Origin of the sequence: Palleniella muris (genome assembly GCF_004792655.1) — a bacterium.
GTDB lineage: Bacteria > Bacteroidota > Bacteroidia > Bacteroidales > Bacteroidaceae > Prevotella > Prevotella muris_A.
Genome location: NZ_SRZC01000020.1, coordinates 1 through 26454 on the forward strand (window position 1 = coordinate 1; position 26454 = coordinate 26454).

At 46.4% G+C, this 26454-nt stretch carries 22 protein-coding genes; 11 read left to right on the top strand and 11 right to left on the bottom strand.

Going from position 1 to position 26454, the window contains the following annotated elements:
* The first annotated feature begins 86 nt into the window (after window positions 1–86).
* Window positions 87–581, top strand: a complete 495-nt coding sequence (locus E5358_RS11305) for an IS110 family transposase (RefSeq protein ID WP_338400498.1) — start codon at window positions 87–89, stop codon at window positions 579–581.
* 561 nt (window positions 582–1142) lie between these two features.
* On the opposite strand, the gene hutI is transcribed toward E5358_RS11305, so the two are convergent.
* The 4 genes from hutI to ftcD form a co-directional block, all read right to left on the bottom strand.
* Complete coding sequence (gene hutI / locus E5358_RS11310; RefSeq protein WP_135940291.1) at window positions 1143–2390, bottom strand: imidazolonepropionase; 1248 nt, start codon at window positions 2388–2390, stop codon at window positions 1143–1145.
* A 157-nt stretch (window positions 2391–2547) separates the two neighbouring features.
* Window positions 2548–4032: a histidine ammonia-lyase gene (gene hutH, locus E5358_RS11315; RefSeq protein ID WP_135940292.1), complete on the bottom strand. Its 1485-nt coding sequence runs from the start codon at window positions 4030–4032 to the stop codon at window positions 2548–2550.
* 83 nt (window positions 4033–4115) lie between these two features.
* Window positions 4116–6134, bottom strand: a complete 2019-nt coding sequence (locus tag E5358_RS11320) for a urocanate hydratase (protein WP_135940293.1) — start codon at window positions 6132–6134, stop codon at window positions 4116–4118.
* Window positions 6135–6194: 60 nt separating this feature from the next.
* Entirely contained in the window at window positions 6195–7898 is a 1704-nt protein-coding gene (gene ftcD / locus E5358_RS11325; protein WP_135940294.1) for a glutamate formimidoyltransferase, read from the bottom strand.
* Between the two features lie 162 nt (window positions 7899–8060).
* Here ftcD and E5358_RS11330 point away from each other — a divergent pair, with 162 nt between their 5' ends.
* The gene (locus E5358_RS11330) at window positions 8061–8261 is read left to right on the top strand and encodes a hypothetical protein (RefSeq protein WP_135940295.1); all 201 of its coding nucleotides are present in this window, start codon (window positions 8061–8063) and stop codon (window positions 8259–8261) included.
* A gap of 2 nt (window positions 8262–8263) precedes the next feature.
* Window positions 8264–9019 (top strand): ATPase, encoded by a 756-nt coding sequence (locus E5358_RS11335; protein WP_135940296.1) that lies wholly within the window; start codon window positions 8264–8266, stop codon window positions 9017–9019.
* A 187-nt stretch (window positions 9020–9206) separates the two neighbouring features.
* Here the strand turns inward: E5358_RS11335 and E5358_RS11340 are convergent, their stop codons facing one another.
* The 5 genes from E5358_RS11340 to E5358_RS11360 form a co-directional block, all read right to left on the bottom strand.
* Window positions 9207–10175, bottom strand: coding sequence for a permease (locus tag E5358_RS11340; protein WP_135940297.1), 969 nt, complete (start codon window positions 10173–10175; stop codon window positions 9207–9209).
* 13 nt (window positions 10176–10188) lie between these two features.
* On the bottom strand, window positions 10189–10911 hold the full coding sequence (locus E5358_RS11345; protein WP_135940298.1) for an aromatic aminobenezylarsenical efflux permease ArsG family transporter: 723 nt from the start codon (window positions 10909–10911) through the stop codon (window positions 10189–10191).
* Window positions 10911–11285, bottom strand: a complete 375-nt coding sequence (locus tag E5358_RS11350; RefSeq protein WP_135940299.1) for a nitrophenyl compound nitroreductase subunit ArsF family protein — start codon at window positions 11283–11285, stop codon at window positions 10911–10913. The genes E5358_RS11345 and E5358_RS11350 overlap by 1 nt, the downstream gene beginning before the upstream one ends.
* Window positions 11282–11512: a thioredoxin family protein gene (locus E5358_RS11355; RefSeq protein ID WP_135940300.1), complete on the bottom strand. Its 231-nt coding sequence runs from the start codon at window positions 11510–11512 to the stop codon at window positions 11282–11284. Before E5358_RS11355 ends, E5358_RS11350 begins: the two co-directional genes overlap by 4 nt.
* 124 nt (window positions 11513–11636) lie before the next feature.
* Entirely contained in the window at window positions 11637–11966 is a 330-nt protein-coding gene (locus E5358_RS11360; protein ID WP_135940301.1) for an ArsR/SmtB family transcription factor, read from the bottom strand.
* A gap of 756 nt (window positions 11967–12722) precedes the next feature.
* Here E5358_RS11360 and E5358_RS11365 point away from each other — a divergent pair.
* The gene (locus E5358_RS11365) at window positions 12723–13457 is read left to right on the top strand and encodes a Bax inhibitor-1/YccA family protein (protein ID WP_135940302.1); all 735 of its coding nucleotides are present in this window, start codon (window positions 12723–12725) and stop codon (window positions 13455–13457) included.
* A gap of 252 nt (window positions 13458–13709) precedes the next feature.
* Entirely contained in the window at window positions 13710–13931 is a 222-nt protein-coding gene (locus E5358_RS11370; RefSeq protein ID WP_277821275.1) for a hypothetical protein, read from the top strand.
* A gap of 140 nt (window positions 13932–14071) precedes the next feature.
* On the opposite strand, the gene E5358_RS11375 is transcribed toward E5358_RS11370, so the two are convergent.
* Together E5358_RS11375 and mscL are read right to left on the bottom strand one after the other, a co-directional pair.
* Window positions 14072–15736, bottom strand: a complete 1665-nt coding sequence (locus E5358_RS11375) for a SulP family inorganic anion transporter (RefSeq protein WP_135940303.1) — start codon at window positions 15734–15736, stop codon at window positions 14072–14074.
* A 165-nt stretch (window positions 15737–15901) separates the two neighbouring features.
* Entirely contained in the window at window positions 15902–16294 is a 393-nt protein-coding gene (mscL, locus tag E5358_RS11380; RefSeq protein ID WP_135940304.1) for a large-conductance mechanosensitive channel protein MscL, read from the bottom strand.
* 151 nt (window positions 16295–16445) lie between these two features.
* Between mscL and gap the strand changes: the two genes are divergently transcribed.
* The 6 genes from gap (at window position 16446) to E5358_RS11410 (ending at window position 26308) form a co-directional block, all read left to right on the top strand.
* Window positions 16446–17456, top strand: coding sequence for a type I glyceraldehyde-3-phosphate dehydrogenase (gene gap, locus E5358_RS11385; protein WP_135940305.1), 1011 nt, complete (start codon window positions 16446–16448; stop codon window positions 17454–17456).
* 250 nt (window positions 17457–17706) lie between these two features.
* On the top strand, window positions 17707–20307 hold the full coding sequence (locus E5358_RS11390) for a rhamnogalacturonan lyase family protein (RefSeq protein ID WP_135940306.1): 2601 nt from the start codon (window positions 17707–17709) through the stop codon (window positions 20305–20307).
* Between the two features lie 76 nt (window positions 20308–20383).
* Window positions 20384–21385 (top strand): tRNA (adenosine(37)-N6)-dimethylallyltransferase, encoded by a 1002-nt coding sequence (locus E5358_RS11395; protein WP_135940307.1) that lies wholly within the window; start codon window positions 20384–20386, stop codon window positions 21383–21385.
* A gap of 186 nt (window positions 21386–21571) precedes the next feature.
* Complete coding sequence (locus E5358_RS11400) at window positions 21572–23512, top strand: glycogen debranching enzyme N-terminal domain-containing protein (protein ID WP_277821276.1); 1941 nt, start codon at window positions 21572–21574, stop codon at window positions 23510–23512.
* Window positions 23513–23533: 21 nt separating this feature from the next.
* Entirely contained in the window at window positions 23534–24835 is a 1302-nt protein-coding gene (locus E5358_RS11405; protein WP_135940308.1) for a glycosyltransferase, read from the top strand.
* Between the two features lie 99 nt (window positions 24836–24934).
* Window positions 24935–26308 (top strand): glycoside hydrolase family 57 protein, encoded by a 1374-nt coding sequence (locus E5358_RS11410; protein ID WP_135940309.1) that lies wholly within the window; start codon window positions 24935–24937, stop codon window positions 26306–26308.
* Window positions 26309–26454 lie beyond the last annotated feature (146 nt).

Consider the following 26454-nt stretch of genomic DNA (forward strand, 5'->3'; position numbering starts at 1 on the left):
GCTATGCCCGTGCATGTGGAGAAATCAAGCCAGATGGAGCTATTTTAAATGATTTATTAGCCCGAACTTGCGTAACTATTAGAAATATGCTATACATAGGAATCGACATCAGTAAAGCAACATTTGTGGCTGCATTCCCGGCAAAAAACGGCTACATGACAGAAACATTCACCAATGACACTAAAGGTATCCGCAAGTTCATCGGCAAACTTTCCGCCGGCATGCATCATTGTGTAATGGAGGCTACAGGTAACTATTGTTTCCTTCTTCTCTACTTATTGGAGCGTGCAGGAATCACAGCAAGTCTTGTCAATCCGAAAAAGATAAAGAACTGCTCGCGTGTGATGATGTCAGTTACGAAGACCGACGAGAAGGATGCCCGCCTGATAGCCGATTTCGGCAAGAAGATGCACCCGGCTACCTATAAATTCCATTCGGACAGTCTGATGTTGCCAACACAACTTAGCTTGCAAGGAATGTTACCGGCGATTGAGACAACGTGGCAAATCAGGGAAACTTGCTATGGTTGCCGTAGCCAACAAGCTCATAAGGCTGGCGTTTGCAGTTGTCATGTTCAATAACCCTTATGTTGACGGATTTGTCTCAACGAAGCCAAATACAGGCGCATAAAACAGCCAATGGGACAAGCCGGACGGATGGTATAAAACGCTATGATATGGACTCATATGTTGAAATACATCAAATAATCGAAGGTGAATGCTATTTTTTGCTTTTAATATAGTTCGTCCGCTAAAACTCCACAAGTTGTTGTGAAATCACGTTTTCATAGGAAATGTTTCTCATAAAATATGGCGGAGTCACAGTCCTTACGGTAACCGCCGGCTTCAGCCGTGCGGATTAGAGCTAATCTACATTAGTTGTGTGGCAGTGCCACACTCCTTTCTGTTTCAATTCCTTACACCCACAATAAAAGAGTGTGGTTCCACCACACAAAGTGAGCTCCTCTGTTTATAGCCGCACGGCTGAAGCCGGCGGTTACCGTAAGGGCTGTGGCTCCGCCACACTTTACAGCTAAATCATGTTGCTGTATGCGAGGATAGGGGTTTGTCACAACTGAAAAAGATGAATGATAATGTGTTGTATATGTTTACCGGACAGCAATATTTTGTTTTTATATCACTTTAGCCCTCATATTTTTCACCTTTAAGATACACCTCACGGATGAGGGGAGTGTGGTGCGCATAAAGGTAGAATTCGAGTGAGGGAAGTGGGGCGGTGATGTAGAAATTCGCAATCTTTCCCCGTGTTATTGTTCCGACAGTGGAGTTTAGTCCCATAGCATATGCACCGTTGATTGTTGTGGCGTTCAAGGCTTGTTCCGGTGTTAGGCGCATCCGTATGCAGGCTAATGAAGCCACGAAACGCATGTCACCAAAGGGAGAAGAGCCCGGATTATAGTCAGAGGCGAGGGCAACGCCCAAGCCCATGGCAATCATTGTCTTCGCGTTGGCATAAGGGAGATTGGAGAAGAATGAGCAGCCCGGCAGCAAGGTCGGCATTGTTCGTGTGCCTTTCAACGCATTGAATTCCACCGAAGTAGTGTTTTCAAGGTGGTCGACAGATAGCGCATTGTGCTTCACTCCCACCTGCACACCACCCGAAACTGCCAGTTCGTTGGCATGAATCTTAGGCACAAGTCCGTATTTCTCCGCTGCTTCAAGGATTTTTTCTGTTTCTTCAGGAGTGAAATAACCTTTGTCACAGAACACATCCACATAGTCAGCCAGTTGTTTGCGTCCTACTTCCGGAATCATCTCGTTGCATACAAGGTCAACATATTCACTCTGTCTGTCGGCATATTTTCGTCCCACGGCATGTGCACCGAGGAAAGTGCTTTTGATTTCCGCCTTTGTGGTTTGCTTTATGCGCTGTATGACGCGCAGCATTTTCAGTTCATCCTCAGTGTTGAGTCCGTACCCGCTTTTTATTTCTATGGCACCTGTACCTTTGCAAATCATCTCATCGACGCGGGTCATAGCCTGACTGTAAAGTTCCTCTTCGGTGGTATTGTGCAGCAAATCGGCAGAGTTTAGTATGCCACCACCGCGTTTGCCAATCTCCTCATAGCTCAGTCCGTTAATCTTGTCAAGCCATTCCGTCGCGCGGTTTCCTGCATAGACAATGTGCGTATGCGAGTCGCAGAAGGACGGAAAAATCCACCCTCCGCCAACGTCTGTTGTCTGTCTGTCGTCGGTTTCAGTGCTTTTTTCCAAAGAAGACATTGCACCATAATCCACAATCCGCTCTCCGTCAACAAGCAGCCAAGCGTTGTGCAAGATGCCGAGACTGTTCATCTCAGCACCCTGCTTTCTTTCCATGGTGCTCTCGTCTATGCCAACGAGAGCACCTATGTTTGTAAACAGCATCATTTTGTTATAAGTTTTTTGTTTCTCAAAGAGTTTTTTTTGTCGCTCGAAGAACTCAAAGAAAGGAAAGAAATTCTCTTTCTGCGCAAGTGAGTGTGCAAGCGCGAAGCAGTTTCTTTTTCTTCTTTATTTTCTTCGAGCAATGTTTCTCTTTGAGAAGTTATGGGCGTTGACGGTCTATAAACTCAATGGAAGTGTTAATCAACGGGTACATTACCGTGTCATTCTCTATGAACGGCACCTCCTTTCGGTAGTCAGCGACCATTTCTTCAAGCACAGGAGAAGTCTTCAACGGACGGCGGAACTCAAGTGCCTGTGCAGCATTGAACAGTTCTATGGCAAGCACGGCTCTTACATTCTTTATTATTTCCACCAGTTTTGTAGCGGAGTTCGCACCCATGGAAACATGGTCCTCCTGTCCTTGGGATGACGGAATGGAGTCGCAGGAAGCAGGCCAGCAAAGCACTTTGTTCCTGTTAATGATTGATGCGGCAGCATACTGCGGAATCATGAAACCGCTGTTCACGCCCGGTTTTGCCACAAGGAACGACGGCAGTTCGCGCGCTCCGGAGATAAGGCGGTAGATGCGGCGTTCGGAGATGTTTGCCAATTCTGCCATTGCGATAGTCAGGAAGTCCATAGGCAACGCTATCGGTTCGCCATGGAAGTTGCCTGCCGAGATAATCATATCCTCGTCAGGGAACAGGGTTGGGTTGTCGGTGACAGCATTAATCTCCGCTTCGATGACACGCTCCACATGGTCAATGGTGTCCTTGACCGCTCCATGTACCTGTGGCATACAGCGGAAAGAATACGGGTCCTGTACATGTTTTTTCGGCTGTTTGATAAGCTCGCTGCCCTCAAGGTAATGGCGCACAGCCTCGCCGGTCTTTATCTGTCCGTTGTGCGGGCGAATGTTCTGAATCTGCGGATAGAACGGTTCGATGCGTCCGTCAAAGGCATCGAGTGAGAGAGAGCCGATTTTGTCAGCCATTTTGCTCAGTCGTTTGGCATTTATCAGTGACCAAACGGCATGGGCAGACATGAACTGTGTGCCGTTCAGGAGTGCCAATCCCTCCTTTGAACGCAGTGTAAGTGGTTCAAGGTTAAGCTCTTTCAGTGCGTCGGCAGCATTCATTCGTTTGCCTTTAAGGTCAACCTCACCCAGCCCGAGGAGTGGGAGAGAGAGGTTTGCCAACGGTGCAAGGTCGCCGGAAGCACCAAGAGAGCCGAGTTTGTAGACTACCGGCAACATGTCGTTGTTGTAGAAATCCACGAGGCGTTCCACTGTGGCGGGCTGCACACCGGAATGTCCGTAGCTCAGCGACTGCACTTTCAGGAAGAGCATCAGGCGGACAACCTCCGGCTGAACCTCCTCGCCAACATTGCAGGCGTGGGACATGACAAGGTTTTTCTGTAAGTCCGCCAGTTGGTCTTCTGCAATGGAGATGTTGCAAAGAGAACCGAAACCGGTGGTGATTCCATAGATTGGTTTGTCCGGTTCGTAGGACTTGTCGTTCAGGTATTCACGGCATTTGGTGATGCGTGCACAGGCTTCGTCGCTCAGTTCGATGCGCATCTGCTTCTCGATAATCTCTTCTATGTGGTCGAGTGTTAGTCTCTCGGATGTTATGTAGTGTGTCATGATAGGAGGTTTTTTGTTAAAGTTTTTGGTCAGTACTGTCAGTTTTGTCAATATTGTCAAAACTGTCATTATTGACGATACTGTTACTGAATTATTCTTTTCAGGCTTTCGCGGATAAGTTCGTCATCGGCGAGGTTTGGCAGCGTGACTTTCAGGTCAGGAGTGCGCTGCATCTCGCGCTTTATGGCGTCCATGGCACCGTTGTTGCGTGCCCATGAGCGGCGTGCGATACCGTTGTTCACATCCCAAAAAAGCATGCGGTCGATGCATTCGCGAGCCTGCTCCGAGCCGTCAATGACCATACCGAAGCCGCCGTTGATGACTTCTCCCCAGCCTACACCGCCGCCATTATGTATGCTGACCCATGTCGCTCCGCGGAACGAATCGCCTATGACATTCTGTATAGCCATGTCGGCACAGAGGTTGGAACCGTCATAAATGTTCGAGGTTTCACGATAAGGGGAGTCTGTTCCAGACACATCATGGTGGTCGCGTCCAAGGACAACAGGAGCCGTAAGCTCACCCTTTGCAATGGCATCGTTGAAGGCGCGGGCGATTCTCATGCGCCCCTCTGCGTCAGCATAGAGTATGCGTGCCTGTGAACCGACAACGAGATGGTTTTCTTCCGCCTTGCGAATCCAATGCAGATTGTCCTCCAACTGTCCGCGTATGTCGTCGGTGCAGGTCTTAGTCATAGCCTCCAGTACCTCGCCCGCCAAGCGGTCAGTGACAGCAAGGTCTTCGGGCTTGCCTGAAGAGCAGACCCAGCGGAACGGTCCGAAACCATAATCGAAGAACATAGGTCCCATGATGTCCTGCACGTAGGACGGATAACGGAAACCGCCCGGCTTCGTATCATCCACCACATCGGCACCGGCTCTCGATGATTCCAATAGGAATGCGTTGCCATAGTCGAAGAAATACATGCCTCTGTCTGCCAATGTGTTGATTGCAGCCACCTGTCGGCGCAATGACTCCTGCACCTTTTCCTTGAACAACTGTGGGGCATCAGCCATCATCTTCTGGCTTTCCTCGTAGGAAAGTCCGGCAGGATAATAGCCTCCAGCCCACGGATTATGCAGCGATGTCTGGTCGCTGCCAAGGTCTACATGTATGCCGTCGGCAGCCAAACGCTCCCAAAGGTCGACGATATTGCCTTGGTATGCCAGTGAGACAACCTCCTTATTCTCAACCGCCTTCAATGCTCGTGGGATAAGTTCGTCAAGGGAAGCATGCACTTCGTCCACCCAGCCTTGTGCCTTACGCTTCTCCACTGCCTTCGGATTTATTTCGGCGGTGATGCTCACCACGCCGGCGATGTTGCCCGCTTTAGGCTGTGCACCCGACATTCCGCCCAGTCCGGCAGTGACAAAAAGTTTGCTGGCAGGCACTCCTCCAAGTTTTCTTGCTGCGTTAAGCACAGTGATTGTCGTGCCGTGGACAATGCCCTGCGGACCGATGTACATATATGAGCCGGCAGTCATCTGTCCGTACTGTGAGACACCCATGGCGTTCATGCGCTCCCAATCGTCAGGTTTTGAGTAGTTTGGTATGACCATACCGTTGGTAACGACAACCCTCGGTGCATTGCTGTGTGATGGGAATAGTCCGAGTGGATGCCCTGAATACATCACAAGTGTCTGTTCGTCGGTCATCTCCGACAAGTATTTCATCACCAGACGGTATTGCGCCCAATTTTGGAACACCGCGCCATTGCCTCCGTAGGTAATCAGTTCATGCGGATGTTGTGCCACTGCAGGATCAAGATTGTTCTGTATCATCATCATGATTGCAGCTGCTTTGCAGTTCTTTGCGGGATAATCGCCGATAGGGTGTGCATACATTTCATAGTCAGGACGGAAGCGGTACATGTAGATTCGTCCATAACGATGCAGTTCCTCAGCAAACTCCGGTGCAAGAACTGCATGGTGGCGTGGCTCGAAGTAGCGCAGCGCATTGCGCAAGGCAAGCTCTTTCTGCTCAGGAGTGAGTATGTCTTTGCGCCGTGGTGCGTGGTTCACGGCAGTGTCGTATGCTTTTGGTGCCGGCAGTTCCTGTGGAATTCCGGTCATCAGGTCTTTTCTGAAATCTTCTAAAGTCATAGTGTTATTAGGTTTTAGGTAGTATGTTTTAGGGGATGGAGTGGAGGACTTTTAAGGTCTTTAATGCCATTGAATTTTCCTTTCGACAATGCTTAAAATCTCCGCTTCAGCCTCAACAGCCTTGCCGGCAATAACCTCAGCCTCGTCGACAAGAGTTTGTGCGCGATTGCGGTCATCCAATCCGGAAGCATTAATCTTCACATTAAGTTTCGCACCAAGCACAGCACTACGTGCCGCCAATGCTCCTACACCGGCGTCACTGACAGAATTCGGGTTGCCACTCTCAGCCATAGCCTTCAGCAATGGGAATATTCTTGCTGCAGTCTTCATGGTGCGGATCGGAATCTCTGTTGCATAAAGCGTGGCAGCCTGCAACGCCTCGTTTCGCAACGTGATGTCCTCCGGAGTGTTCTTCGGCATTTTCAATGCAGCCATGATTCTGTTGAAGGCGGCAGTGTCCTCGTCAACCAATGCCAACAGTTCTTTCAGCAATGCCTGCCCTTCCTCGGCAGCATTGCTGAACTTTTCCCATTCTTCGTCCCATCCCGGCTTATGTGCCGACAGATTGGCAACCATAGTGCCCAAAGCTGCTGCCAATGCTCCCATGTAAGCAGAGATAGAACCGCCGCCGGGAGCAGGCGACTCGCTTGCCGTCTCATAGGCGAAAGCACTGCAAGTCATGTCAACAAGGTCGTTGGCATGCTTTTCGCTGATCATGTTTTCAATGATTTTCTCCTCCGGCTTGAAAGGATAAAGTTCGTCAAGTCCCATGGACTTTATGGCAATGCGTATAATCTCTTCATCGGAAATGCCAACGGAACGTTTTTGCTTCTTAAGGAAATACTTGCCTGCTTCAATCAGTGTGCGTCGCGGGACAAGCCCCACAATCTCCGTTCCTGTCACTCGGACACCGCGCTCGTTGGCAGCACGGCACACTTCGTCGAAAGCCACATGGAGTGGGGTGGCGTTTATGTCCGTGATGTTCATCGAAACCTGCACAATCCCATATTCCTCAATATACCAGCCTATGGCTTTTGTCCCCGGCAATGTCCCCGGAATCATCACTTTCCTGCCATTCTCGTCAAGCATGGCTTTGTCAGTAACTTTTGGTCCTATTCTTTTCGGGCGTCCTTTCTCACGGACATCAAAGGCAATGGCGTTGGCACGCCGTGTGGAGGTTGTATTAAGATTAAAGTTTACTGCGATAAGGAACTCGCGCGCACCGACGACAGTCGCACCGCTCCGTGCCATCATCTCGTCATACGGACGTGCACCGAAGTCTGGGGCTTCTCTGTCGGTCATAACCCTTTCCGCCAAAGCCTCGTATTCTCCTTTGCGCACAATGGCAAGGTTCTTGCGCTCAGGTGTGGCTGCGGCAGCCTCATAGCAATAGGTTGGGATATTAAGTTCGTCGGCAATTCTCTTTGCCAATACCTTCGCCATTTCCGCACATTCTTCAAGTGTAACGCCGGAAACAGGCACCAAAGGCAGTACGTCTGTGGCACCGATACGTGGGTGGGCTCCCTTGTGCTTGCGCATATCTATCAGCTGCTGTGCTCGGGCAACACCCTGGAAAGCACCTTCCACAACGGCTTCGGGACTGCCTACGAAAGTAACAACAGTACGGTTGGTTGCCTCGCCCGGGGCAACGTCAAGCACACGGACACCGTCAATCTGCGCTATGGCACTGACAATGCTGTCAATGACAACTTTGTCTCGCCCTTCACTGAAGTTAGGCACACATTCGATAACTCTTTTTTCCATAGTTTAGTAGTGTTTAGGTTTTTCATTGCAAATATACTCATTTTTTTTTCATTGGCATAAGATTATTTCGTTTTTTTCTTAAAGATTGAATGAATCATCTGCAAAAACGGTCAATTTTTTTGCGGATTGAAATATATTTGCAAGCAAAAGATAAATAGCTATATGACTGAAACTGAAATAATCAACAAAAGACTGGCACGATATGGAAGAAATGCCTATAATAGGGCAAAAAGCGAAGACAAAGCTTTTATCATTATAGGAAACAGTATCTATCGCATGTCAGCAGACGGCAGCAAACATAAGGTTGAGGAGTTGCCTACCACACGAGTGAAAGCAAAGCAGAAGAACTTTATTATAAAATAATTATGGTCTCCAAACTTCATAAACGTCTCAGAGGTTTTGCGGGTCCTAACGGTTCTGGCAAGTCTACCATTACGAAAGTTGTCATAGAGCATGTTCGTTTAGGTGTGTATGTGAATGCCGATGAATTGAAGGTCATTCTTCAAAGAGACAGAATGTTGGATTTTTCTGATTATGAAGTTATATTGGATGGGGAATGCTTTATGGAAGGATTCCGCAATTCATCCTTAGCGTCAAAAATACATGATGTAGATGACACTCTTTCAAATATAGAAATATCAGAGAATAAAATCATATTGAAGGACGATTATGAAGTTGAGGACTACTTTGTCTCATATATCACATCATTTATATGGAATAAGCTGCTTGAAACCTCACATAAGTTTACTATAGAGACCGTGATGTCGCATACTTCCAAGTTGGAATTCATGCGGCAAGCACAGAAAGCCGGATTTAAAGTATATCTGTATTTTGTGTCTTTAGTCGATCCGGAATTGAACAAACATCGTGTTTTGACAAGAGTGGCACAAGGAGGACACCCTGTTGATGAAAATAAAATAAGTCAGCGCTATTATAGGACAATGGAAAATCTTTATGAAGCCTTGCGTATTGCTGATAAGGCATATTTGTTTGACAACAGTACAGGTGCCCCAAATATGTTTGCTGTAAAAGAGGACGGTTCCCTATCGGTGATTTCCGACTATATTCCCAAGTGGTTTGCAACTTATGTTATTGATGCAATGGAGAAACTGCCAACATAAATTGTTGAATATATGGAATGATACTGTTTGAGGAGTTCTAAGAACGTAAAGAATCTGGGTGATATATGAAAATATTTTCACAAGTTCTGTGGTTTTGATAATGTTCATCATCTTTGTAGTGGAAAATCAACCAATAACAAAATCCTCATGCGGATTCAATAATCTGCATGAGGATTTTTGTTTGTAGTTATAAGAACAAATTAAACAAATATCCTGACAAGATGATGAACAGTGAGATAGTGCCGAAGAAGATAGCAATAAGTCTCCATGTCATCACCTTTTTAAGCATGGTGGCTTCGGGGAATGAAAGCCCTACCACAGCCATCATGAAAGCAATGGCAGTGCCCAACGGTATGCCTTTGCTTACAAACACTTGAATCACAGGCAATATGCCTGCTGCATTGGCATACATTGGCACTGCGAGGATGACGCTCAGTGGCACTGCATACCAATGGTTGGCGGACATGTACTGCTCAAAGAAGCCTTCGGGGACATAGCCGTGAATAATTGCTCCTACTGCAATACCTATTATAATATACAGCAGTACTCCTCTGACAATTCCACAAGCGTCCTTTGCAATCCGGGGCAAACGCTCACGGAACGAGATGCGCCCACTTTCCCACTGCTCACTTTGTGCCATTGACTGTGCTTGCAACTGCAGAACCCAAGGACTGAGGAAGCGGTATAAATTCATTCTGCCAAGGATAATTCCTCCAAGTACGCCCAACAGAATACCGCTGACAACATACACGAGTGTCACTTGCAATCCAAACGAACCGAGGAACATAGCCACTGCCACCTCATTCACCAATGGGGAGGTGATGAGAAATGCAAATGTCACACCTAAGGGAATACCGCCTTTGACGAAACCAATGAAGAGCGGAATGCTGGAGCAGGAACAGAAAGGAGTTATTGCTCCAAAGATACTTGCCAAAAGATACTGTGCTCCGTACATTTTATGTGTAGTGAGATAGACGCGCAGTCTTTCTATGGGGAAATAAGCGTTGATGATGCCCATCAGGATGCTGATGAAGAAGAGCAGGATGACAATTTTAATGGTGTCATAGACAAAGAAGTTTAGGGCTGCTCCCAAGTGTGTGGAGGCATCCAACCCACACACTGCATATATCAGCCAGTCAGCAAATTGTTGTATCATAAGTTCTATTTTGTTATGCGATAAAATATGTGTAACAATAATTGATGCCTACAATGATGAACACCAAAGCCACAATGCGGTTGAACCAACGTTGGAATGCGTTTATCTTGCCCATTGCACGTCCCATGGAACTCACACTGAATGCCAGCAGCCAAGCCACCAAAAGCACTGGCAACGCTGTGGCTATGGCGAAGACCAATGGCAAAAGATACCCACCGCTTTCGGCTGCTGACATAGGGATGAGCATACCGAAATAGAACAGTCCGCTTGTAGGACAGAACGCCATTGCAAAGAGTATGCCAAGCAACAGGCTGCCAACAGGACCGCTCAGACGCTCTGTCTTTTCGCCCGCCGAGAAGCCAAACTTACCGCCAAAGCTTACAAATTCACTCGCAAGCATAAGAAGGCCAATCAGCACCAAAGCCGGTCCGAGCACTGCTTCGCCCCATTCGGAGATGGTCTGCTGCAGGCTGAACGTGTCGGCTCCTGTCCTTATAATATAAATAAGGAGTGCCCCCAATCCCGTATAAGCCATGCAACGTCCGACGGCATAGAGCACACCGCTCCACAATACGCCCGAAGACTTGCCGCCATCCAGGCTTTTGCGAGCAATGAAGGCTATGGCAGTGATGTTGTTGGCAAGCGGACAAGGGCTTAAGGCGGTCAGCAAACCGAGCAGGAAGGCTGTGAGCACAGGAACCTGACTGTTGTCTGACAGTTGTTGTAAGAACTCCATTACTTGTTGGCGTTAAGGATTTTGGATTTCAGTTCCAAGCGGAATCCTTCGGCGTTTCTCAGTGCATTGGAGAAAGCAAAACGAGTCATGTCCTCGGTTTTCTCGTTATTTCCTTTGCCGGACACAATGTAAAGCGACGACCAGGACACTTTGTATTTCTGAGCCAGCTTCTTGCCTTTCGGAGTGGAAATGTCTATAACGCTCAATTTTGCCTTGCCTTTCAGTTCCTGCACCACGGTCTTTGTCTCCTTTTCAATAGCCATGCACGTCTTGCAACGCTGCTTGCCATGGAAATAAAGCACATCGACGTTCTGAGCCATCACTGTCATACTGACTGACAGCATGGCAACCATTATGACGAAAAACTGCCTCATAACAACACTTCTTTTACTTGTTCGTAACTCAATTTCCCTTTTGCCACGACTTTCCCGTCCACTACCAGAGCCGGAAGCGACATGACGTTGTACTCCATAATCTTCATGATGTCCTCCTCCTTTTGCACGGAAGCATCCAGATTAAGGTCGTTTACCACTTTTTCCACTGTAGTGTACAAGGCTTTGCATCCTGCGCAACCTGTACCAAGAACTTTGATTTCTTTCATAATGATATATAAGATGCAAATTTGTAGTTCGCAAAACAACGAACATTAAAAGCATGGTTAAAGGCGGCACACCGATATGAAAGGTTAAACCGCCTTGATTCTTTAAGTAACTTTCAATAGTTACTTATCCGCAGCAAGAGCCTTCTTCCTTGCATACACACTGACTCAAAAACTCCCCAAACAGGCTGCGGGCCATCTGCCAGTTCTCACGGTTGATGCAATATTTCACTTTGGGAGTCTCTATTTCGCCTTGGATTAATCCTGCTTCTTTCAGTGCTGTCAGATGCTGGCTGACAGTGGCTTTGGCAATGGGGAGCTCATCGTGTATGTCACCAAAATAGCAGGTCTTCTGCCGGGCAAGAAAGGTGCAGATGGCTATGCGTGCCGGATGACCCAGTGCTTTGGCAAACTTGGCAAGCAGTTCCTGCTTGATGGTGTATTCTTTTGATGTCATGGCGCTTTTTGTTTGTTGTTTGCAAATTTACGAACAATAATTGTTTTTACCAAATTAAAAGCGGGAATTTCATTTACATTAACAAAATCAAACTATTCGCAAGAAGGGCGAAGCGATAGGGGATAATTAGAAAACTCAGTGCCTTTTTCCCTCCGGAGAATTGCGTAGAAATATTTTTCAGAATGTTATTCGTAAATTTTGCATAATTTTTAATTTTGTATAAGTGGTTGATTATTAGTCTGTTGGTGAATATGTGGTGTTTATGGTTGGCTGTTTTTATGGCGTTTTGCACTGCAAAAGGTAACGATTTGCAGTGTAAAACCTTACCTTTTGCAGTGCAGAAGCTTATTGTTTAGTGCTCGTTTCCTTATGTTCTGCTGCCAAAATTGCCTTTTTTTGAGGCTGAAATAGTAAGGGAAAGGAGGCAGAAGTGTGTATTCTGCCCGTTATGATAAATAGGACATTAGAAAACCCATGTCATTTTTGGCATACTGTTTGTTGGTTATGGAGTAGGGGATTTTTCGCCTTGTGATGCGTGACCCGTCACAGAAGGCATAAGGAGAAATGATGCATTGTCATCCGATAAGATTCACTCATAAACCTATAAAATAATATAATATTTATGCACTTATATGTATTTTTGTTGCTTTTAGTGGAAAAAATGATACCTTTGCAGATATGAATGTACCACAGGATATTGTTTCAGTGGGTATATGAAATACAATAAAGACAAATAAATAAAACAAGAACAAAGTTATGGAATACAAAGAATTCGACCGTATGGTCAACGAAATGGAAGGCGGTTCACGCCGTTCCTATGTGCCGTCAGTGAGTTTTCCGGCACTCATGCGCAAGGTCTACACATGGATGACACTGGCAATGATTATCACAGGTATCACCTCCTATGGTGTGGCAAACTCTCCGGGACTCATCGAAATGATATTCGGCAACCGCCTTGTCTTCTGGGGACTGATTATCGCTGAGTTCGGACTTGTCTTCGGAATTTCAGGAATGCTCCACAAAATCAGTGTTGTGACAGCCACGATGATGTTCATCCTGTACAGTGTCATCAACGGTGCGGTGCTGTCAAGCATCTTCCTGCTCTATACGATGTCAAGTATCGGACAGGTGTTCTTCATCACTGCCGGCACTTTCGGAGTGATGTCATTGATTGGTTACACTACAAAGACCGACCTCACATCCATGGGCAAACTGCTTATGATGGCACTTATCGGCATCATCATCGCCACAGTGGTCAACATGTTTGTCGGCTCTACCGGTCTGCAGTCAATCATCAGCTATGCCGGAGTGCTTATCTTTGTCGGACTGACGGCTTACGATTCGCAGAAGATTAAGCACATGCTCTATGAGCAGGATGCCGACGATGAAGGCGCACAGAAGCTCGCATTGGTAGGTGCTCTGACACTTTACCTTGATTTCATCAACCTCTTCATCTATCTTCTCCGCATTCTCGGAAGCAGGAGAGACTGATGATGCAGTGTACTGCAGGAGACTGTTCAGGCATTAAGATGCTTCTCTGGCATTCCCATGCAGCCATGAAATTTAATCTTTCCGGCTCTAAAGCAACCTCTTTGTCAAGGTTCTTTAGAGCCGGAACTGTTTCTGAATATATGTGAAAATGTATGTCATTGGGTGGAAATCAATATGTAAAAACATGATATTTATTTTGTATATTGAGAAAAACTCATTATTTTTGCAGTGCGAATTATAATTCAGTAGAATATGAATACACTGACAACCAATACCACCAATGCTATGCCATGGCGAATTACAGATATGTATATGACTGTATTGTCTTCGTTAAGTGTGGATGGCAAACTCGACTTGATTGGCAAATTGACAGAGTCCATACGTAACAATACAAAGGTTGCAAAACCCGTTGCGGATGATATTTTTGCCTGTTTTGAAGGAGATTGGAATGATATTTGGGAACATGAAGTTTGAATAGGATTGATTCAATGTCTACATGAAAGTAGTTTGAGAGATGTTATATTAAAAACGCTGCACCACAAAAAGTTATTAAGGACTTCTGTGGTGCAGCGTTTTCTATTGCAATGTGTTTGCAGTGTGCTGTATGGAAGAGTTTATTTGTCTGCCAATTCCTTTGCCTTTTCCAATGCTACGTCAATGTGCGGACAGATATGGTCCTCACCGATAAGGTCGTAGAAATGAGCCTTTTCCAAGACATCGTGAACCTTTGGGTTTACTCCGGACAGGACAACGTCGATGCCCTGCTGCTTGGAGGAGATGATGATGTTGGTGAGGTTATGGATGCCCGTTGAGTCGATGAACGGCACATGACGCATGCGTATGATGCGGACGGCAGGCTTTTCGTTGAAGCGCGACATGAGTTCCTCGGCTTTATTGCCCGCTCCGAAGAAGTACGGACCGTCAATCTCGTACATTTCCACGTTGTTTGGAACCACAAGGTGCTCATCGTTGTGTGCGGAAAGGTCAGACTCCGCTTCGATGTCTATGTCGCGCACGAGATGCACATCGCTGGTTTCCGCCATGCGTCGCATGAACAACAAGCATGCAATGATTATGCCTACTTCGATTGCAATGGTGAGGTCGAAGATGATTGTGAGGAAGAATGTCACAAGAAGCACTGTGACATCGGACTTAGGATTACGGAGTATACCAAGGAAAGACGGTATTCCGCACATGTTGTATGACACCACTACAAGTACTCCGGCAAGGCAGGCCATCGGAATATATTGTGCCAACGGCATGAGGAACAGGAATATAAGCAGAAGCACAACTGCATGGATGATTCCGGCAACCGGGGTCTTTCCGCCGTTGTTTATGTTTGTCATGGTACGTGCTATGGCACCTGTTGCCGGAATGCCTCCAAAGAGAGGGCACACAAGGTTTGCAAGTCCCTGACCGATAAGCTCGTTGTTGGAGTTATGGCGGTCGCCGATCACACCGTCAGCGACTGTTGCGGAGAGAAGAGACTCAATAGCTCCGAGGATGGCAATGGTAAGAGCCGGAGAGACCAACCCTTTGATTGTCAGCCATGATAGCTCAGGAACTTCCGCGCCCGGAAGCTCGGAAGAGATGTTGAACCTGTCACCGATGGTCTCAATGCTTTCCACACCGGCATACTGTTTGAGCACAATGGCAACGATTGTCGTTGCGATAATGGCAATCAGGGAGCCGGGAATCTTTTTGGAAATCTTAGGAAGAAGTACGATAATGAGCACTGAGAGCACGCCAATGCCGAGTGACCAAAGGTCGATGGTGTCAAAATTTTGGAAATAGCAGATCCATTTCTCGATGAAATCAGAAGGCACCTTGTCTATTGTAAGGCCGAAGAAATCCTTCATCTGTGTGGAGAAAATGGTTACTGCAATGCCTGAAGTGAATCCTACGACAATAGGATAGGGGATATATTTGATTATTGTGCCGAGATGCAATAGTCCGAAGAGGACAAGGAACACGCCCGCCATCAGTGTGGCAATGGTGAGTCCGGACATGCCATACTGCTCTATGATGCCGTAGATGATGACGATGAACGCTCCCGTGGGACCGCCAATCTGCACTTTGCTGCCTCCAAAGACAGAAATCATGAATCCGGCAACAATAGCCGTGATTATGCCTTTCTCGGGAGAAACTCCGGAAGCTATGCCGAACGCAATGGCTAACGGCAGTGCCACAATGCCGACGATGATGCCCGCCATAATGTCTGCCACAAGAGTTTGCTTGTCGTAGTTCTTCAGGCAAGAAATAAGTTTTGGTTTGTACATGATGTTGTTTTGATAATCTTTGTTTGAGTATTTTGAGTTAGGATTGCAGTAACGTTCAAGCATAATTATTTGCACAGCATTCTGTCATTATGGAAAGAATGCTGTGCATACAACCATACCAATATGACAGTTGCTGTTGTTTTGGTATGGGGTTACTTGCAGGAATTATTTGTTTTTCAGCAAATCCCTGATTTCAGCCAGTAACTTCTCCTCATTGGAAGGCTCGGCAGGTGCTTCCGGCTTGGCAGGAGCTTCTTCTTGTTTTTTCTTCAGTGAGTTGATGCCTTTTATCATCATGAAGATACAGAAGGCTACTATAAGGAAGTCAACGATGTTTTGGATGAACTGTCCGTACTTTACCTCAGCGTCAATGACTTTGAAGGATAGGCCGCTGAAATCGACGCCTCCGGTGAAGAGACCGATGAGAGGCATGATGATGTCGTTGACCAGACTTGAAACGATTTTGCCGAATGCTCCACCAATGATTACACCAACTGCCATATCCATGACATTGCCACGCATGGCGAATTGCTTGAATTCATCAACAAATTTACTCATAAAAAATTGATTTATATTATTTAAAAGTTTGATTTGTAGTGCAAAAGTACTACATTTTTTGTTAAAGTGGCAATTGTTTCCAAGAAAAGTTGTAAATTTGCAGTGTCAAAAATGACATACGTTAGGTATTATCTTTAAAATAACAACAAAAATGACAAAAATTGGTATTAACGGTTTCGGCCGTATCGGTCGTTTCGTTTTCCGCGCTTCAATGAATCGCGATGACATTCAGGTTGTAGGTATCAACGACCTCTGCCCAGTAGACTACCTCGCATACATGCTCAAGTATGACACAATGCACGGTCAGTTCGACGGCACAATCGAGGCTGATGTTGAGAACAGCAAGCTGATTGTTAACGGTCAGGAAATCCGCGTGACTGCAGAGCGCAACCCGGCTGACCTTAAGTGGAACGAAATCGAGGCTGAGTACGTAGTTGAGTCAACAGGTCTCTTCCTGACACAGGAGAAGGCACAGGCTCACATCGAGGCTGGCGCTAAGTACGTTGTTATGTCAGCTCCTTCAAAGGACGCTACTCCAATGTTCGTTTGCGGTGTGAACTTCGACAAGTACGTTAAGGGTACACAGTTCGTTTCTAACGCATCTTGCACAACAAACTGTCTCGCTCCTATCGCTAAGGTCCTCAATGATAACTTCGGTATCACAGACGGTCTCATGACAACTGTTCACTCTACAACTGCTACACAGAAGACTGTTGACGGTCCATCAATGAAGGACTGGCGCGGTGGCCGTGCTGCTTCCGGCAACATCATCCCATCTTCAACAGGTGCTGCCAAGGCTGTAGGTAAGGTTATCCCTGAGCTCAACGGCAAGCTGACTGGTATGTCAATGCGTGTTCCTACTCTCGACGTTTCTGTAGTTGACCTTACAGTTAACCTCGCTAAGCCTGCAACATACGCTGAGATCTGCGAGGCTATGAAGAAGGCTTCTGAGGGCGAGCTCGCAGGTGTTCTCGGCTACACAGAGGACGCTGTCGTTTCTTCTGACTTCCTCGGTGACCCACGTACATCTATCTTCGACGCTAAGGCAGGTATCGCTCTTACAGACACATTCGTTAAGGTTGTGTCTTGGTATGACAACGAGATCGGTTACTCTAACAAGGTTCTCGAGCTCATCGCACACATGAAGAAGGTTAACGGTTAATCTTTTTCTCCATTGTGATTGGAAGGAAACGTTTCCGAACAATCAATGGAAAACGGGATGATCCGTTGAAATATTACAAAGCCACTTGGAATAGTCCGAGTGGCTTTTTCTGCATTTGCAGTGTCTTTGTTAGGCGCGTTTTCATACGAAAAATGGGTACGGAACAGGCTTTCAGGCACTTGTTTTTGGATTTTTCGTTTTTTTTGACTAATTTTGCAACAGATTTTACACTAACAAGACTAAATAACTAATGAGGAAATTTTTTATTACCGCATGCTTCATGGCATTGGCGATGTCTGAAGCATCGGCAGGAACCCAAGTAAAGGAAAAGTTGAACCGCGCTCCCGTGGCAGTTAAGACATCAGAGGGAATCTTGGTGTCTTGGCGTTATTTGAAGGCTGACGGTGATGCAACATTCACGTTGTATCGTAATGGTGAGAAGGTAAAAGAAGGTATCACTGATGTCACAAACTATCTTGATTCGGACGGACACAGTGGTGATGTCTACAAAGTCGTGTCAAGCAAGGGCGATGAGGCTTCCTGTGAGGCATGGGAAAGTATTTTCAAGAAAATCTCCATTCCGCGTCCTGCTGCACGCAAGGACAAGAATGGAAGTACGACAGGACGCTATCGTCCTGACGACTGCTCAGTGGCAGATGTTGACGGTGACGGCGATTATGAGCTGATTGTCAAATGGCTGCCGGACAACAGCCGTGACAGCGGAAAGGATGGAATGGCTTCTCCTGCATATCTGGACTGCTATGAGTTTGACGGAACCCGGAAATGGCGTATAGACATCGGTCACTCCATACGCTCAGGGCAGCACACCTCGCCGTTCATCGTCTATGACATGGACGGTGACGGTAAGGCAGAACTTATAACAAAGACAGGTCCTGACACCAAGGACGGCAAGGGCGTTTATGCAACTCAGGCAGCAAAGGACAATGCGATAAAGGCTATCAGTCCTGATGCAGTGACGGTTAACAGCAAAGGACGTGTCACTGTCGGAGCAGAGCTTCTTACTGTATTTAACGGTGAGACAGGTGCTGCCATGCATACAATATGGTATTCGCCAAACCGTGCTATGATCGATTTCCCTTCTGCTGACGGTACTTATAATTCAAAATGGGGAGACACAAGTTATAACCGTGGTGAGAGATACAATGCGGCAGTTGCGTATCTTGACGGACAGGCTTCATTGCCGACAGCTGTCCTTCAGCGAGGATATTATACGGCATGCTATATATGGGCTGTTGATTGGAATGGTACAGAGCTAAAGACCAGATGGTTGCATAAAGGCAGTTCAAAGGACGCTTGGAACGTTGTTGATGCAACAGGCAAGACTCTTTTTGCAGGAACCGGTAAGTCAAGCTATGGTCAAGGCGTTCATGGCATTTCCGTAGGCGACGTGAATGGCGACGGCTATGACGACATCGTTACAGGCGGTGCTACAATAGGACATGACGGACAGTTGATGTGTTCGACAGGCATGGGGCATGGCGATGCCATTCATCTTGCAGACTTGTGTCCTGACCGTCCGGGTTTGGAGGTTATGATGCCTCATGAGGAAAATCCTTTTGGCTATGATGTCCATGATGCGACGACCGGAGAAATTCTTGCAAGTGCTGTAGGCGAGGAGGACAATGGGCGTGGTTTGGCTGCGGACTTCATCCCTGCCAACCGTGGCTTTGAGTTCTGGTCATCGCATGACGGCAATACTTACGATTGTGCAACAAACAATGTTGTTCTTGCGAAGAAGGCTGACACAAGTTTCCGCATTTATTGGACAGGAGACCCGTATGACCAGACATTTGACGGTCGTTACGATAAAAATACATATTTTTGTTCTCCACGTATCCGAGCATATAACACCGCATCAAAGAACATAACAACCTTCTTGGAATTTGCCGGATATGGCAAGCCACAGACTGTCAACACAACAAAGGCAAATCCATGCCTTCAGGCTGACATTCTCGGTGACTGGCGTGAGGAAATCATAATGACAGGCTATGAGACGGACTGGAGCGCACCGACATGCGACATTCTTATCTATTCAACCCCTGAACCTACACGCTACAAGGTTCCTTGCCTTATGGAAGACCATCTCTACCGTATGGGTGTCGTTTGGCAGAACTCTTCTTACAATCAGCCTCCTCATCTCGGATTTTATCTTCCTGACTATCTTGGTGTTGACGGAGCGACCTATCAGACAAATGTCAAGAGCCATGCTCCGGAGGTCGTTCCTGCTACCGATGGTTCTGAAGCATTGAAAGCTCCTGCTGAGGACAAGGGAGTGATTGTCGGCGAATGCTATACCGCAGGCGCAAATGGTGAGATTACAGCTTCTGAATCAAACGGTTATCTGAAAGTGCGTACCGGCAATGCAGACAACACTATAACGTTCTCCGTGAATGCAGGTTATATCATTACAAAGATGTATGTGGAAGGTTATTCAAACAACACTTCCACCACAGCCGACCGTTCAATCACTATGACAAGTGTTGCGGTTGACGGTGCGGACATTGCTGAGAGCACACTCGTTTTCCCGGGTGGCAAGGCAGGGCAGACACCTGTTAACCGTACTTACAGTAATCTTGGTGCAAGGCAGGCGATTGTGCTGAACTTTGATAATTCAAAGATTACCACATCTGATGTCGATTCCAAGGGAAAGAACAAACAGATAATGGTGAAAGTCACTTTCACTTATGAGAAAGTGCAGACCGGCATATCAGAGATTGCTGTGCCTGAAAAGGCTCAGGGCAATGCTATCTACAACCTTGCCGGTCAGCGTGTTGCAGAAGGAACGAAAGGCATTGTTATAAAGAACGGAAAGAAAGTTTTTGTGAAATAAAATCATGTTAATGTGAATGGCGGTGTGCTAAATGCTGCCATTCACATTTATATATACGTAACAAATGAAAAGAAAGATGATAACAATTGTTGGACCGACAGCATCCGGTAAGACAACGTTGGCGGCACATCTTGCTGCAAGCTATATTGCTGAAGGACAACCGGCAGAGATAATATCTGGTGATTCTCGTCAGGTATATCGTATGATGGATATTGGAACGGGTAAGGATCTGTGCGACTATTCTGTTGACATGTCCACCAAAGCTATGCAGAAGTGGGCGTTGCCCGGCGTGCCTGCAATCATTGATGTCCCTTATCATCTGATTGATATTTGTGAACCTGGAGTCAAGTACAATATATTCCAATACCAGCAGGATTTTCTTAATGCATACTCTGATTGCCAGAGTAGGGGAGTGCTACCAATACTTTGCGGAGGTTCAGGACTTTATGTAGAATCGGTAATCCGTGAGTATAATCTTTCTCCCGTGCCAAAGAACGAACAGCTTAGGGCTGAGATGTCAACAAAATCCATGGAAGAGTTGACCGCTATCTTGACGGATTTGAAAGAGAGGAACAACTCCGACATGCACAACAAGACTGACGTAGACTCGCCGCAGCGTGCCATAAGGGCGATAGAGATTGAAACTTATAATGCAGAGCATAAGACGGAAGACAGACCTTTCCCCATGATAGACACTGTCGTGATAGGTGTAGACATACCGAGGGACGAACGCCGGAGCAAAATCAGTTCCCGCCTTAAGGCAAGGGTTGATGAGGGGATGGTCGAAGAGATAAGAACCATTCTTGATAATGGCGTGCATCCTGACGACCTGATATACTATGGTCTTGAATATAAATATGTGACAGAATATGTCATCGGCTGCCGTTCTTACGAGGATATGCTTGAACAGTTGGAGATACATATCCATCAGTTTGCAAAGCGTCAGATGACATGGTTCCGGGGTATGGAGCGGCGTGGTATAAAGATTCATTGGGTTTCGGCGCTTCTTCCGATGGAGGAAAAAGTAAGCCGGATACGTGAGATATATGAGTCTGTCTGCCAACTGTCTGAAAAGTGAAAATAAGGATGTAAGTGGCAATACTTCGGCAAAACATGGAATATATATAGTAAATAATGTTAAAAAAGAAGTTGTTTGATATTAATCAAGCAACTTTTTTGCTATCTTTGCCATAATGTTAGAGGAGCATTTAGGATGTTCTTAAGAAATCTATGAAATAAATATTATTAACCTTAAAATACAACTATGAGTTATCTTAAATTTGAGAAGGCTACGATGACCAACTTGGAAGCCGTTTTGAGCAAGGAACTGCTGCGCACAAACCGCTCAGGGGCTTATAGTTACTCTACTCTCGTAGACTGCAACACAAGAAAGTACCATGGTTTGCTTGTTATACCGGTTCCGGAGATTGATGATGACAATCATGTGCTGCTGTCATCTTTGGATTGCAGTGTTGTCCAGCATGATGTAGAGTTCAATTTGGGTCTTCACAAGTATCAGGGAAACAATTATGCCCCGAAAGGACATAAATACATCCGGGAGTTTGACTGCGACCATATTCCGACAACACTTTATCGCGTGGGAAGTGTTGTGCTGAAGAGGGAAAAGATTTTCCAGCATTACGAGAACCGCATACTTATACGATACACTCTTGTTGACGGACCGTCACAGACAAAGCTCCGTCTGCGTCCTTTTCTCGCCTTCCGCAGCGTGAATGACTTGTGCCATGAGAATGGTGTTGCGTCACGTGAATACCAGGAAATAGAGAACGGCATAAAAACATCCTTGTATGCCGGCTATCCTGAGCTTAACATGCAGCTGTCAAAGAAGAACGAGTTCGTCTTTGCTCCTGACTGGTACCGTGGCATAGAATATCCTAAAGAACAGGAGCGTGGCTATGCTTTCCAGGAAGATTTGTATGTTCCGGGATATTTTGAGGTGACAATGAAGAAGGGGGAGAGCGTTGTGTTTGCAGGCTGCACCTCAAAGATAAAACCTTCTACTTTGAAAAAACTTTTTGATGAAGAGTGCGACCATCGTCCTGCAAGAGACAATTTCTTCCGCTCTCTTTACTCTTCAGCGCATCAATTCTACAACCATAAGAAGGATGGCTCCTACATCATAGCCGGCTACCCATGGTTCAAATGCCGTGCAAGAGACACATTCATTTCTTTGCCTGGTCTTGCACTTGCGATAGAAGAGCCGGACCGTTTTGAACTGATAATGAAAACGGCAGGCAAGGCTCTTAATGATTTCCTTATAGGCAAGCCTTTACAGTATGACATTGCGGAGATAGAACAGCCTGACGTTCCGTTATGGGCTGTTTGGGCTATACAGCAATATGCTCACTCACAGGGTGAAGAGAAAGCATTTGAACTGTATGGCGAACTTGTGTGGAACATTATCAATACCATAGAGTCAGGCAAGCATCCTAACATATTTGTTGCAGACAACGGACTGCTGAGAATCAATGGTTCTTCAAAGGCAATGACATGGATGAACTCGACAGTGTACGGCAAGCCTGTCGTGCCTCGCTCCGGTTATGTCGTGGAGATAAACGCTTTGTGGTACAATTCCCTGAAGTTTGTTGCTGAATTGGCACGCTTCAAAAATGACAATTTCGCGTCTGACAAATATGAGAGCAAGGCTAATGCCATCAAGCAGTCTTTCCAAGAGGTGTTTGTGAATGAAAGCGGCTACCTTTGGGACTATGTAGACAATGGTGTGCCTAATGCAGAGGTGCGCCCGAACATGATATTTGCCGTTGCGCTTGACTATTCACCATTGGAGACAGCACAGCAGAAGAGTGTCATATATTTCTGTACCCGTGAACTGCTGACGGCTAAGGGACTCCGCTCCCTGTCACCGAAGAGTGGCAAATACACACCGTATTATGTCGGCACACAGAACCAGCGCGACTGGGCTTATCATCAGGGAACAGCATGGCCTTGGCTTGGCGGCTTCTACATGGAGGCTGTCATGAAGCTGCACAAACGCTCACGCTTGTCGTTTGTGCACCGTCAGATGGTTGGCTTTGAGGATGAGATGTTCTATCATGCAGTAGGAACAATGCCGGAACTATTTGACGGCAATCCGCCATTCCATGGCAGAGGTGGCTGTGCTTTCGCGATGAATGTTGCGGAATTGCTCCGTATGTCAAAACTACTTGAATCTTATACCTATTAACAATAAGGAGGAAAACATACTATGAAAGTTCTAATGTTTGGATGGGAGTTCCCTCCTAAAATCTATGGCGGACTTGCTGTAGCTTCTTACGGCATCACGAAAGGCTTGTCATTGCAGGGTGATGTGGAGACAACATTCTGTATGCCAAAGCCATGTGGTGACGAAGAGAAATTCCTGAAAATAATCAACATGTCACAGGTGCCTGTCGCATGGCGTGACGTGCAATATGACAATATAAAGAATCGCTTTGTCGGTCATACAGCGGAAGATTACTATCGTTTCCGTGATCACATCTATGCTGATTTCAACTACATGCAGGGGCTTGATGACATGGGATGCATGGGTTTTGCCGGAGGTTATCCGGGAAATCTGCATGACGAGATAAACAATTTCTCCATCATTGCCGGTGTTTTGGCGAGAAGCGAGCAGTTTGATTTGATTCACGCCCATGACTGGCTGACATTCCCTGCTGGAGTCCATGCCAAGATGGTAAGTGGCAAACCATTGTGCATACATGTCCATGCGACCGATTTCGACCGTTCGCGTGGCAAGGTGAATCCTACCGTCTATTCCATAGAGAAGAACGGAATGGACCATGCTGACTGTATCATGTGCGTGTCAGAGCTGACCCGTCAGACAGTCATCAACCAGTATCATCAGGATCCACGCAAATGTGTTGCCATGCACAATGCCGTTTATCCGCTTTCGGAAGAGTATCGCAATATTGTTCCAAAGAAGATTCCTAATGAGAAGGTTGTCACATATCTCGGACGTATCACTATGCAGAAAGGCCCGGAATATTTCATAGAGGCAGCAAAACTTGTATTGCAGCGTACACAGAATGTCCGTTTCTGCTTTGCCGGTTCCGGTGACATGATGAATGCTATGATAGAGCTTGCCGCTCGTTATGGCATTGCTGACAAGTGCCATTTCCCCGGCTTCCAGCGAGGACGTCAGGTTTATGAGTGCTATAAGAATTCCGATGTGTTTGTCATGCCGTCAGTCTCTGAGCCGTTTGGCATAGCCCCATTGGAAGCAATGCAATGCGGTTGTCCGTCCATCATCTCCAAGCAGTCAGGTTGTGGAGAAATCCTTACCAATGTCTTGAAGGTCGATTATTGGGACATTCATGCCATGGCAGACGCGATCTACTCATTATGTACGAATGAAGGCTTCCATAAATACATAGCCGAAGAAGGCTTGAAGGAGGTTGACCAGATTACATGGGAGAAAGTCGGTTGGCGCATACGCCAGTGCTATGACCAGCTTCTTGCGAAAGGATGGTTTGACAACGAGGAATATCTCCGTAACTACATCAAGTGATGAAGCTGCTTGACTATAAGCATAACAGCATAGAAACAACAAAAAAGAAAAGCGATTTTAATCGCATCCAAACATAAAACAAGCTAAAAGAACCACGCTATGAAAACAATATGTTTATATTTTGAGATACACCAGATAACACATCTCAAACGTTACCGCTTCTTTGACATCGGTACAGACCATTACTATTATGATGACTATGCAAACGAGCAGAGTATCAACTATATTGTAAACAACTCTTATATGCCTGCTCTTGACACCCTGCAGGAGATGCTTGACACCGCACCGGGCTTTAAGGTTGCGTTCTCTATCTCAGGTGTTGGTATGGAACAGTTGGAGATGCATGCCCCTCAAGTCATCGAGAAACTGCAGAAGATGAATGAGACAGGACGTGTGGAATTCCTGACAGAACCTTATTCTCACGGTCTTGCTGGTCTTGTCAATGAGGAAAGTTTCAAGCGTGACATTGAAAAGATGTCCGACAAGATTCAGGAATGCTTTGGCAAGCGTCCTACGGTAGTCCGCAACTCATCCCTTATCTATACAGATGAGATTGGTGCACAAGTTGCATCTCTTGGTTATAAGGGTATGTTGACAGAAGGTGCAAAGCATGTCCTTGGCTGGAAGTCCCCGCATTATGTCTATAACTGCAACATGGCACCAAACCTGAAACTTTTGCTTCGTGATGTCAACCTGTCGGACGATATATCACTCCGTTTCAGCAACACATCTTGGCCGGGTTATCCGTTGATGGCGGACACATACATGAACAATATAGCATCTTGCCCGGCAGAAGAGCAGGTTGTGAACATCTTCATGGAGCTTACAGCTCTTGGCATAGCACAGCCATTGTCAAGCCATATCCTTGACTTCCTGAAGGCGTTGCCGTCACAAGCAAGCGAAAGAGGCATAGAATGGGCTACTCCGAGTGAGGTGCTTGAAAAGTTCGACTCAGTAGGTTCCATCGATGTTCCTGACACATTGTCATGGGTTGATGAAGAGCGCGACTGTTCGGTATGGCTTGGCAACCAGATGCAGCAGGAGGCTTTCAACAAGCTTTACTCTGTCGCTGACCGTCTGCTGATAGCCAATGATCCTCGTCTGTTGCAGGATTGGGACTACCTACAGGCATCCAACAACTTCCGCTTCATGACCACCAAGGCAAGCAATTGGAACATTGACCGTGGCATCTATGACGGTCCGTTCGATGCGTTCACAAACTACATGAACATCCTTGGTGATTTCATCTCCCGCGTCCGTGCACTTTACGGTGGCATTGACAATGAGGAACTGGAGAATATGCTTACCACAATCACCAACCAGACAAAGGAGATTGAGAAGCAGCAGAAAGAGATTGAGCGTTTGCAGGCAAAGCTTGCAAAGGTTCTTCCTGCTGAAAAGCCTGCCAAGAAATCTGCCACAAAGAAGACTACAACAGCCAAGAAAACAGCAAAGGCTGAGGCTAAGAAATAATGTGCCGGCTTTATTGCAAGCGAGAGGCATTTTGCATTAACTAATGGCTGTTTGTCTCTTGCTGATTGAAAGTTTAGGAATAAGAAGAAAGGAGGTTGTCTCACACTCATGAGATAATCTCCTTTTCCTATTTAAAACCTTATTTT